Below are 1,050 nucleotides of genomic sequence, written 5' to 3'. Positions count from 1 at the left end.
CATCCTTGGAGGGCTGCTACTTCCATCGACCGGCGGGACCCGGACCTGAGCGGATGGCACCGCGGCGAAAGGGTGAACCGCCGACAGCCGGCGAGTCGCGAGCGGCACACGGGGACGCGGCAGCGCCCCGCTCCCGGATGACCGGGAACGGGGCACTGGGTGGTGCCGGGTGGATCAGCCGCGCAGCAAGGAGAGGATGTTCTGCGACGCGGAGTTGGCCTGGGCGAGCATGGAGGTGCCGGCCTGGGTCAGGATCTGGTTGCGGGTGAACTTGGTCATCTCCGCGGCCATGTCGGTGTCGCGGATCGCCGACTCCGAGGCGGTGATGTTCTCGATCGAGACGTTCAGGTTGTTGATCGCGTGCTCGAAGCGGTTCTGCACCGCACCCAGGTTCGCGCGGGCGGAGGAGACCTTGTTCAGCGCGGCCTCGACCTTCTTCAGGGTTTCAGCGGCGTTGGCGGTGCCGGTGGCGGTGTTGCCCACCAGCGACAGCCCGCTCGTACCCAGCTTCGAAGCGTCCATGTCGTCGATCGACACCGTGATCGTGTCGTTCGCGGTGCCGTTCGCACCCACCTGGAACGTCTTCCGGTTCGCCGTGGTCTCGGTCACGGCGGCGCTGGTGCCGACGAGGTTGAGCTTCGCCCCGGGGGTTCCCGTGCCGTCGGCCACCACGAGGCTGTCCGTGGTGGAGGTGGCCTTCGACCCGAGGGTGACCTTCAAGTCGCTGCCGACCTCGACGGTGACGTTGGCGAGGCCGGCGGCGTCGAGGTCCTTGCGCAGGTTCGCCTTGAGAGCAGCGGCACCGTTCGCGTCGGCCGTGTACGTCGTCACGCCACCGGTGTTGGCGAGGGTGACGGTCTTGGCGGTGCCACCGTTGATCGCGACCGTGAGGGTGTCCGCGGTGCCGAGGGAGTTGACGGAGGCCAGGGTCGGGGCCGCGCTGCTGGTCACCGATGCCATCTTGCCCGCGAAGCCGCCGTAGGTGCCGTCGAGGAGCTTGGTGTTGCCGAAGGAGGTGGTGTCGGAGATGCGGGTCAGCTCCTGGTTGAG

Annotated in this window: 1 protein-coding gene; it reads right to left on the bottom strand. The window is 68.3% G+C overall.

What is annotated here, in order from left to right; genetic code table 11:
- Window positions 1-174 precede the first annotated feature (174 nt).
- On the bottom strand, window positions 175-1,050 hold an 876-nt coding region (locus tag CLV92_RS20825; RefSeq protein ID WP_104436005.1), incomplete at its 5' end, for a flagellin.

It is taken from the genome of Kineococcus xinjiangensis (assembly GCF_002934625.1).
Lineage (GTDB): Bacteria > Actinomycetota > Actinomycetes > Actinomycetales > Kineococcaceae > Kineococcus_A > Kineococcus_A xinjiangensis.
This window is presented reverse-complemented; position numbering and strand designations above follow the sequence as displayed.